At 63.7% G+C, this 8,560-nt stretch carries 9 protein-coding genes; 7 read left to right on the plus strand and 2 right to left on the minus strand.

Going from position 1 to position 8,560, the window contains the following annotated elements:
• The first annotated feature begins 8 nt into the window (after window positions 1-8).
• The 7 genes from BW990_RS19475 to BW990_RS19505 all read left to right on the plus strand — a co-directional run bounded on the left by BW990_RS19475 (window position 9) and on the right by BW990_RS19505 (window position 5,240).
• Window positions 9-1,472, plus strand: a complete 1,464-nt coding sequence (locus BW990_RS19475; RefSeq protein ID WP_076450929.1) for a mannitol dehydrogenase family protein — start codon at window positions 9-11, stop codon at window positions 1,470-1,472.
• A gap of 166 nt (window positions 1,473-1,638) precedes the next feature.
• Window positions 1,639-1,740, plus strand: a complete 102-nt coding sequence (gene pqqA, locus BW990_RS19480; RefSeq protein WP_076450911.1) for a pyrroloquinoline quinone precursor peptide PqqA — start codon at window positions 1,639-1,641, stop codon at window positions 1,738-1,740.
• 23 nt (window positions 1,741-1,763) lie between these two features.
• The gene (gene pqqB, locus BW990_RS19485) at window positions 1,764-2,660 is read left to right on the plus strand and encodes a pyrroloquinoline quinone biosynthesis protein PqqB (protein ID WP_076450912.1); all 897 of its coding nucleotides are present in this window, start codon (window positions 1,764-1,766) and stop codon (window positions 2,658-2,660) included.
• Window positions 2,657-3,412, plus strand: a complete 756-nt coding sequence (gene pqqC / locus BW990_RS19490) for a pyrroloquinoline-quinone synthase PqqC (RefSeq protein ID WP_076450913.1) — start codon at window positions 2,657-2,659, stop codon at window positions 3,410-3,412. The genes pqqB and pqqC overlap by 4 nt, the downstream gene beginning before the upstream one ends.
• Window positions 3,409-3,690, plus strand: a complete 282-nt coding sequence (gene pqqD, locus BW990_RS19495; RefSeq protein ID WP_076450914.1) for a pyrroloquinoline quinone biosynthesis peptide chaperone PqqD — start codon at window positions 3,409-3,411, stop codon at window positions 3,688-3,690. Before pqqC ends, pqqD begins: the two co-directional genes overlap by 4 nt.
• The gene (pqqE, locus tag BW990_RS19500; RefSeq protein ID WP_076450916.1) at window positions 3,687-4,766 is read left to right on the plus strand and encodes a pyrroloquinoline quinone biosynthesis protein PqqE; all 1,080 of its coding nucleotides are present in this window, start codon (window positions 3,687-3,689) and stop codon (window positions 4,764-4,766) included. The genes pqqD and pqqE overlap by 4 nt, the downstream gene beginning before the upstream one ends.
• A gap of 162 nt (window positions 4,767-4,928) precedes the next feature.
• Complete coding sequence (locus BW990_RS19505) at window positions 4,929-5,240, plus strand: Dabb family protein (protein WP_076450918.1); 312 nt, start codon at window positions 4,929-4,931, stop codon at window positions 5,238-5,240.
• Window positions 5,241-5,537: 297 nt separating this feature from the next.
• Here BW990_RS19505 and BW990_RS21160 read toward each other — a convergent pair whose 3' ends face one another.
• Together BW990_RS21160 and BW990_RS19520 are read right to left on the minus strand one after the other, a co-directional pair.
• A complete protein-coding gene (locus BW990_RS21160) occupies window positions 5,538-7,352 on the minus strand; it encodes a TniQ family protein (RefSeq protein WP_159441698.1) in 1,815 nt (604 codons plus the stop codon).
• Between the two features lie 31 nt (window positions 7,353-7,383).
• Complete coding sequence (locus BW990_RS19520) at window positions 7,384-8,376, minus strand: TniB family NTP-binding protein (RefSeq protein ID WP_076450921.1); 993 nt, start codon at window positions 8,374-8,376, stop codon at window positions 7,384-7,386.
• Window positions 8,377-8,560 lie beyond the last annotated feature (184 nt).

The raw sequence follows: 8,560 nt of genomic DNA on the forward strand, positions 1-8,560 counted from the left end.
CGCGCGCGATGCGACTGAGCAACGACACCCTGAAAGACCTTCCGGACGGCATCGAGGGGCCGCGCTACGACCGGTCCGGGCTGACCCCCGGCATCGTGCATATCGGGCTCGGCAATTTTCACCGCGCGCACCAGGCGTGGTATCTGCACCGGCTGATGCAGGCGGGCCTGGCGCATGACTGGGCGATCATCGGCGCCGGCGTGCGCGCGCCCGACGCCGCCATGCGCGAAAAGCTTCTGGCGCAGGATTGCCTGACCACGCTCATCGAACTCGACCCCAAAGGCATCCGCGCCGAGGTCACCGGCAGCATGATCGACTTCCTGCCCATCGCCGTGGACAACGCGCCCCTGATCGCGCAGATAGCCGATCCCGCCATCCGCATCGTGTCGCTGACCGTGACCGAGGGCGGCTATTACCGCGACGCCGCCGATGGCAGCTTCGCCGCGGCGCATCCCGACATGGTGCACGATATCGCGCACCCCGCGACCCCGCGCACCGCCTTCGGCGCCATCGTGGCCGCCCTTGCCCAGCGGCGGGCGGCGGGCCACGGCCCCTTCACCGTGCAGAGCTGCGACAACCTGCAGGGCAATGGCGATATCGTGCGCGACACGGTGCTGTCGCTGGCGCGCGGCACCGATCCGGGGCTCGCGGACTGGATCGCCGCAGAGGCGACCTTCCCCAACTCGATGGTCGATTGCATCGTCCCCGCGACCGGCCCGTCGGAAATCGCCCGCGCGCAGGCGCTGGGGATCGACGACGCCGCCCCCGTCACCCACGAGAATTTCCGCCAATGGGTGATCGAGGATGCCTTCTGCGCGGGCCGCCCGCCCTGGGAAGAGGCCGGCGCGACGCTGACCAACGACGTTCACACCTACGAATCGATGAAGCTGCGGCTCCTGAATGCCGGGCACCAGGTCCTGTCCAACGCGGGCGAGGTGCTGGGCGTCGAGACGATCTCGGGCTGCATGGCCCATCCGCTGATCGGGCCTTACTTCGCCAAGGTGCTGACCGAGGAGGTCGCGCCGCATGTGCACGCGGTGCCCGGCATGACGCCCGAGGCCTATATCGAGCTGATCGCCGCGCGATTCGCCAATCCCAAGATCCGCGACACCGTGCGCCGCGTGGCCTTCGACGGCGGATCGCGGCATCCGGGCTTCGTGCTGCCGACGCTGCGCGACGCGGTGGCGGCGGGCACGCCGGCGGAGGGCCTCGCGCTGGTCGAGGCGCTCTGGGCGCGGATGTGCGCGGGCACGCGCGCCGACGGCTCCGTGATCGAACCCAACGATCCCGACTGGGACGTCCTGCAGGCGACGGCGCTGGCGGCGCGCGACGATCCGGGCAAGTGGCTGGCGCAGACGCAGTATTACGGCACCCTCGGTGAGGCGCCCGCCTTCGCGGAGGCCTTCGGGCGGCATCTTACCGCGCTCTGGCGGGATGGCTGCGAGGCGACGCTGCGCGCCTATCTGGGTTAGGAAACGGGCACGGGAATTCGGCACCGGAATTCGGCACGGACCGGCCCCTCCGGCGGCGAATCGCCCAACGCCCGCCGCAGCCTCCCGCGCCCCAGACCAAAGTCCCACAGACGCCCCGCCCCGCGGCGCGTAGCGTGATCGGACAACAATCCCGGAGGAGAAATAAATGGCCTGGACCAAACCCGTCATCCGCGAAATCGAGTGCGGCATGGAAATCAACATGTACGGCCCCGAGGGCGAAGACCGCGGCACCGACCCGCTGTTCTGAGACGGCCATCGCGGAGAATTTCCATGAGCCTCCGCGCCATTATTCTCGGGGCAGCCGCCGGTGGTGGGCTGCCCCAATGGAATTGCGGTTGCGAGATGTGCAATCTCGCGCGGCGCGGCGAAATCCCGCCGCAATCGCAATCCTCCATCGCCGTCTCGGCCAACGGGGCCGATTGGGCGATCATCAACGCCTCGCCCGATCTGCGTGAACAGCTGGCCCGCGCCCCGGCCCTGCATCCGACCGGTCTGCGGGAAAGCCCCGTGCGCGCGGTGCTCGTCACCAATGGCGATATCGACCATATCGCGGGGCTTCTGACCCTGCGCGAACAGCAGCGTTTCACGCTGTTCGCCACGCGGGAAATCCATGCCGTCCTGGCCGCCAACCCGGTCTTTGACGCGCTGAACCCCGATTTCGTGACCCGCACCACCATCGCGCTCGACACACCTTTCGAACTGGTGCCGGGGGTGATCGCCACGCTCTATGCGGTGCCGGGCAAAGTGCCGCTCTACCTCGAAGGGGACACCGTCGAGACCGAGCTCGAGGGCGAGCAGACCGTCGGCGTCGCGCTGCAGGGCGCGGCCTCCAGCGTGCATTACATTCCCGGATGCGCGGCGCTGCGGGACGATCTCAGGGCGCGGCTCGACGGGGCGGATGCGGTGCTCTTCGACGGCACGCTCTGGCGCGACGACGAGATGATCGCGGCGGGGCTCAGCCAGAAGACCGGCGCGCGGATGGGACACATGTCCATGTCGGGGCCCGAGGGCTCCATCGCGGCCTTCGCGGGGCTGCGCGTCGGTCGGAAGATCTTTGTCCACATGAACAACACGAACCCGGTCTGGAACCCGGCCTCGCCGGAGCGCGCGGAGGCCGAGGCCGCGGGCTGGCGTATCGCCGAGGACGGGTGGGAGAGCGAGCTGTGACAGCCACGAAAGCAGAATTCGAGGCGCGGCTGCGCCAGATCGGCGCGGAGCGCTATCACGACAAGCACCCCTTTCACGCCATGCTGCATTCGGGCGGCTGCACGCCGGATCAGGTCCGCGCCTGGGTCATCAACCGCTTTGCCTATCAATCGGCGATCCCCCGGAAGGACGCGGCCTTCATGAGCCGCGTGGACGATCCGGCGCTGCGCCGCGCCTGGCGGTCCCGCATCGAGGATCACGACGGCACCGCCGAGAACGAGGGCGGCATCGAACGCTGGCTGCGGCTGGCCGATGCGGTGGGGCTCGACCGGGATTACGTGGCCGTCAAGACCGGGATCCTGCCCGCGACCACCTTCGCGGTCGAGGCCTATGTGCGCTTCGTCCGCGACAAGTCGCTTCTGGAGGCCGTGGCGGCCTCGCTCACCGAACTCTTCGCGCCGAAGATCCATGCCGACCGGATCAAGGGCCTTCTGGCGCATTACGAGTTCGCCGACGACACCAGCCTGTCCTATTTCCGCAAGCGGCTGGACGAGGCCCCGAAGGACGTGGCCTTCGGGCTGGGCTGGGTTCTCGATCATGCCGATACGGCGGAAAAGCAGGATGCCGCGGCGCAGGCGCTGATCTTCAAGACCGACGTGCTCTGGGCGCAGCTCGACGCGCTCTATTCGGCCTATGTGACGCCCGCGCGCATTCCGCCCGGCGCCTGGCAGCCCGGCACCCATCTGCGCGTGCCCGAGGCGCGCGCGTCATGAGCCTCTCCGCCGACACCGTGCCCGCGCTGCCGCGCGGCGTGCGCCTGCACCACGACCATGTCCGCGACCGCTGGGTGCTGCTGGCGCCGGAACGCACGATCAGCCTCGATCCGGTGGGCCATGCGATCCTGTCCGAGGTCGACGGCACGACGCCTTTCGGCGGCATCGTCGACACGCTGGCCGCGAAATACAGCGCCCCCGCCGCGCAGATCGCCACCGATGCGGGCGAGTTCCTGCAGGGGCTCGCGGACCGGCGCATCGTGGATTTGCGGCCATGAGCATTCCCGCACCCATGGCCATGCTCGCGGAGCTGACGCATCGCTGCCCGCTCTCCTGCCCCTATTGTTCGAACCCGGTGGAGTTGACCCGCAAGGAGGCGGAGCTGACGACCGGGGACTGGCTCGACGCCTTCCGCCAGGCCGCCGAGCTGGGCGTGCTGCAATTGCACCTGTCGGGCGGCGAGCCCGTCAGCCGCCGCGACCTGCCCGAGCTGGTGGCGGGTGCGCGGGCGGCCGGGCTTTATACCAACCTCATCACCTCGGGGATCGGGCTCGGCGAGGCGCGGCTCGATGCGCTGGAGGCGGCGGGGCTCGACCACGTCCAGCTGTCGCTACAGGGCACCGATGCGGCGATGGCCGACCGGATCGGCGGCTACCGGGGCGGCTTCGACCGCAAGATGCAGGTCGCGGGCTGGATGAAGGAGCGCGGGATCCCCATGACGCTCAACACCGTGCTGCACCGGCAGAACCTGCACCAACTGCCGCGCGCCATCGAGATGGCGCAGGAGATGGGCGCGCGGCGGATCGAGGTGGCAGTGGTGCAGTTCCATGGCTGGGCGCTGCCCAATCGGGCCGCGCTGATGCCCACCCGCGCGCAATCGGACGAGGCCACGCGGATCGTGACCGAAGCGCGCGCGCGGCTGAAGGGCAAGCTGGTGCTCGATTACGTGCCCGCGGATTACCACACCGAGAAACCCAAACGCTGCATGGGGGGCTGGGGCATGGTGGGGTTGAACATCACGCCCGAAGGCACCGTGCTGCCCTGTCACGCCGCCGAGACCATCCCGCATCTGCGCTTCGAGACCATCCGCGAGACACCGCTGCGCGACATCTGGTATGACAGCGCCGCCTTCAACGCCTATCGCGGGGATGCGTGGATGCAGGAGCCCTGCCGGTCCTGCGATCTGAAGAAGGTCGATTTCGGCGGTTGCCGGTGCCAGGCCATGGCGCTGGCAGGCGATCCCGCCGCGACCGATCCGGTCTGCCGCAAATCGCCTCTGCATGCGGAGATCCAGAGCTGCGCCGAGGAAGTCGCGACCAGCGCCACGGCGGATTTTTCCTACCGCATGATGTGACGCTGTGCTGCCCGGTGACGTTCGAAGACGCGGCACCGACCGGGGGCTCGCAGGCCAGGGGCGCCCCCCAGCGCGGGCGATTGGCGCTGGATCGCGTGTGCCCTGGCCCGCCCCGTGGGCATTCCGACCGCCTGATGGCGCGGCCGACATCGAGGACCGATCATGATCCGACATCTCGTCTTTCTGAAATACGCCGACACGGTTTCGCAGGACGCGAAAGACGCGCTGATGGGCGATCTCGCGGCTCTTGCGGACGCACTCGACGGCATCGAGGCCTTCTGCGCGCGGCCGAACATATCGCCGGAGACGCCGCTCACGCATGGCCTGTCCGAAATGTTCTGGATCGATTTCCGCGACGCCGCGGCGCGCGATGCCTATCTCGCGAACGAGACCCATAAGACCATCGGCGCGCGGCTCCTGGCCAGCCTTGAGGGCGGGACCAACGGCATCTTCGTCTGCGACGTCGCTTTGTGAAGCTGTGGCCGGGCACCGGGCGCGCCGCAGGCCCGCGCCTGGCAGCGCCCTAACGAAAGGCTGTCGGAGCGGCCAATTTTTGACAAAGATCCCAATCTTCGCGCTGAAAAATACAATTAAATCAATGCGGCATTGGCAAGCCTCTATTTTTTGGCGGCGTATTTCGCCAAAGAGTCGGGTATCAGAACGCCAAACTTTTCTGGCCGAGCAAACTGGAGGGAGAAGCCGCAAAATCCACGCATGAAAAAAGCCGCCCCGAGGGACGGCTTCTTGGCATTCATTTATGTAGTGAAAAGTCTACAAGTCAGCCCGACGATAGAATGCTGCGTTCAGGAGATTGCGCGGAACAATTGTTGAGACTCCATTCTCGCGGAGCCGCTTACTCATCGCCTTCGCCGATATTCCTCGTTCGTTCGCGAGATCTCCGAGTTTCACATAACGCTTCTTGAAGCGTTCAACCTCGGCAGGTGCGTAGCGGTGCTTGGCCTTGCCCTTTGAGTTCCTAATTTCGACCGCTTTCAGGAAAGGTTGGCCATCCCGATCCAAGTTTTTGCGAAGTTGGGAAGGGCCTGAAGAGAAAATCTCCAGCTCGTTTGCAACCTCTCTGGCCGAAAGACCGGATTGTTCGTCCGCCCTATCGACGGCACTTCTTACCTCAGACGGATCAACAAGAACCGAACGAAAGCCATTCTCAAGGTCAAGAAGCTCGATATTCGAGAGTTGACCATCAAGGACCATGCGCACAATGTCTACGACTGGTACCCGAACCAATTCTGAAGCGGTGATTACGTCGATCATCTGCTGGTCAGGGGCCGAAACTTCACGCCCGTGACGTCGGAACTTCGAAAGGAATGCTTCGATATCCTCAATCGCGACATTGGTTAGTACGCCACCATGAAACCGCTCCGATGTGACGAGCTGAGGCAAGATCCCCTCCCTAACCAGGAGCTCTGCCTGCCTGCGATTACAGTTCAAGTACTTGGGGACTTGCTTCACCGGGATTGAGTGCTTGATCTTCTGTACAAGAATTCCAGCCTGCCTGGCGTCTGCGGTGCTCCATGGGTCGACGTCTTGCTCTTCCTGCTCCTGAATAAGGCCGCTCCGAACAAGCGCACGACTGAGCGTCTTGGGATGCAATCCACTCTCTCGGGAAAGACTCGACACTGAATGCCGTCGACGCTGCGTTACGCACTCTCCGAAAAGCCGTGTTCCTGGTCCAATCGGAAACGCATCGAGAATGTGTTCCCGGAGAACGTGCCGGATCGGGCCTCGGTCCTGTCCACCTTTGTTGAATTGAAGCCATTGATAGAGTCGACCGAAAATCGCCTGCGGCCCTCCGCCACGTGCATATTTTCCGGCTGACTTTCTCTGGATCTGATCAAGTGCGGCCCTGATACCTTTGACGCCCTGTGAGGTCGCCTCGAAACCGACGGCTCCAGCGCAGTGCCAGTCGGCTGGGACCAAACGATCCAAGTCGCAATGCGCCCCATATTCCATGCAAGCACCAAGCATTTCGCATGCTTTCGCCGCTTGATCGATGGGCTGCTCGTCGAGCCACATGGGGCCCGACGCGCCAGCAAGCCGGCGCTCCACATATTCTTGAAGCTCTGAATGCATCATTGCCCCAGCGGCCGGCACCTGCTGCTTCAGAGCCCAATCTTCGGGTGCAACTATCTCCATGTCCTGAAACTGCTCGGAAAAGTTTTCCCGGGGTCTTCGTAAAACCTCACAGCCATGACGATGACAGGCCCGAACGGTACGGAACATCCAGCTCAAGCGACCGACACGCATTCCAAGGCTTGCACCCTCTGTGTCACGGTCTTCAAGAAGGCACTGAGGGCAATAGCTGACTTGCGTGCGACACATAAACAGCGAACTGAAACACTCCCCGCGGTGAGACAGATTGCGGTCACCTTCTCTCCGGATGCAGCACTTCTCAATACGCGCCTCCGGGACACCGGTCAGGTCGGCAAGCCGCGTCACGCCATATTCCGTACCATCGACGACGTCTTGCCTGCTCAGTTGAATCAAACTCAGAAAATAGTGGCTGCTCATGTTGGCGTGATAGCGCGCGATCCGCGCTGTCCATGAGACAAGCGTCTCGTGGGGCATAAGGGGAAGGACGGGCACCAAGTGCATTGTGTCACCCCCTATCCAGCTTTTTGCGCTGCCGCTGAATACGAGCGGATTCATACTCGTCGGCTTGCTGGTCGAGCCTGATATCGAGCCAGTCGTGCGCCAAGAAAACATTGTTTTCCGGGGAACACCCCTCTTGCATTGCCCAGGCTTCAGAAAAGTGGCTGAGACTAAGCGTGCGATCACCGTCGTAGAGCGCGCATTCGATCGCGTTGATCACCGTCTCCACGGCCCTACCGAAGCGCTTTCGACTTGCATGGATAAGCCGGGCTGGGAGGTCATCTGGAAGCTTCAGACGCATGCTGACCGCGTCACAGTAATCCTCGATCAGGCCTGTGACGTTTCCCTCGTCCGCACCAAACTCGAGATCGCCAGGCATGATCTTTGTGAAACGCCGGTCGACCTGAACATCGAAGTTCGTGATTTCTGCAAGGCGCTCAGTTCCACTCAGGATTGGGATTACTGCTCCGGGACCCTGCATCAATGACTTGATCATCCGGAGTGTGTGTTCCGTCTCACTCGCAGATTTTGCCAGGATGAGGTCATGGGCCTCGTCAATCCACAGGACGACCTTGCCCTCACGCGCCAGCCTGAAGCGCACCAGATCCCAGATATCAGCGGTAGGCGTCTTATCCCGCACATCGCTCAGTCCAAGCTGTGCCAAAATGGCTCGACCAACGCTTTTGAGACTGGCCGGGCTTGGAACTTCGACCTTCAAGTATCGCGGCCTCTCGGTTTCAGGGTTGAACCCCAAAACAGATGTTTCCTCGAGGACGTACCTGACGGCAGTCGTCTTTCCACCGCCAGGAGCCTCAATCAAAGCGATCCCCTTGGTCTCCTGAGTGTGCCCGTCGCGAACGGGCACTGGAAGTTGATTTCCATCGTGATCGACAGTGAGAAGACGATCGAGCTGACGGCGGAGTTTTACGTCGCGCTCCGTCTGGACGTGCAAGGACCGTAGCCTTTGCACCGCAGAGACGACGTTGCGGGAATCGCCCATCACTCTGCCCCTCCCTTTTTGGAAACGAGCCAGGACTTCGATCTCTGGCCCCCGGGAACTACGCGCCTTTAAGTTTCTTCGTCTTTGGTTGTTGGATGTCACCGAGAACTGACCCGGCATTGTCACCGAGAACTGACCCGCCCTTTCGTTATGTTTGCTGGTTCATGATGGGGTCAATGCTGGT

Origin of the sequence: Roseivivax lentus (genome assembly GCF_900156805.1) — a bacterium.
Taxonomy (GTDB): Bacteria; Pseudomonadota; Alphaproteobacteria; order Rhodobacterales; family Rhodobacteraceae; genus Roseivivax; species Roseivivax lentus.

Excerpts from the sequence above, each read along its gene's own strand:
- BW990_RS19475 (WP_076450929.1), top strand. The coding sequence starts at position 9 with ATGCGACTGAGCAACGACACCCTGAAAGACCTTCCGGACGGCATCGAG.
- BW990_RS21160 (WP_159441698.1), bottom strand. The coding sequence starts at position 7,352 with ATGCCCCACGAGACGCTTGTCTCATGGACAGCGCGGATCGCGCGCTAT.
- pqqD (WP_076450914.1), top strand. The coding sequence starts at position 3,409 with ATGAGCCTCTCCGCCGACACCGTGCCCGCGCTGCCGCGCGGCGTGCGC.
- pqqA (WP_076450911.1), top strand. The coding sequence starts at position 1,639 with ATGGCCTGGACCAAACCCGTCATCCGCGAAATCGAGTGCGGCATGGAA.
- BW990_RS19505 (WP_076450918.1), top strand. The coding sequence starts at position 4,929 with ATGATCCGACATCTCGTCTTTCTGAAATACGCCGACACGGTTTCGCAG.
- BW990_RS19520 (WP_076450921.1), bottom strand. The coding sequence starts at position 8,376 with ATGGGCGATTCCCGCAACGTCGTCTCTGCGGTGCAAAGGCTACGGTCC.
- pqqB (WP_076450912.1), top strand. The coding sequence starts at position 1,764 with ATGAGCCTCCGCGCCATTATTCTCGGGGCAGCCGCCGGTGGTGGGCTG.
- pqqE (WP_076450916.1), top strand. The coding sequence starts at position 3,687 with ATGAGCATTCCCGCACCCATGGCCATGCTCGCGGAGCTGACGCATCGC.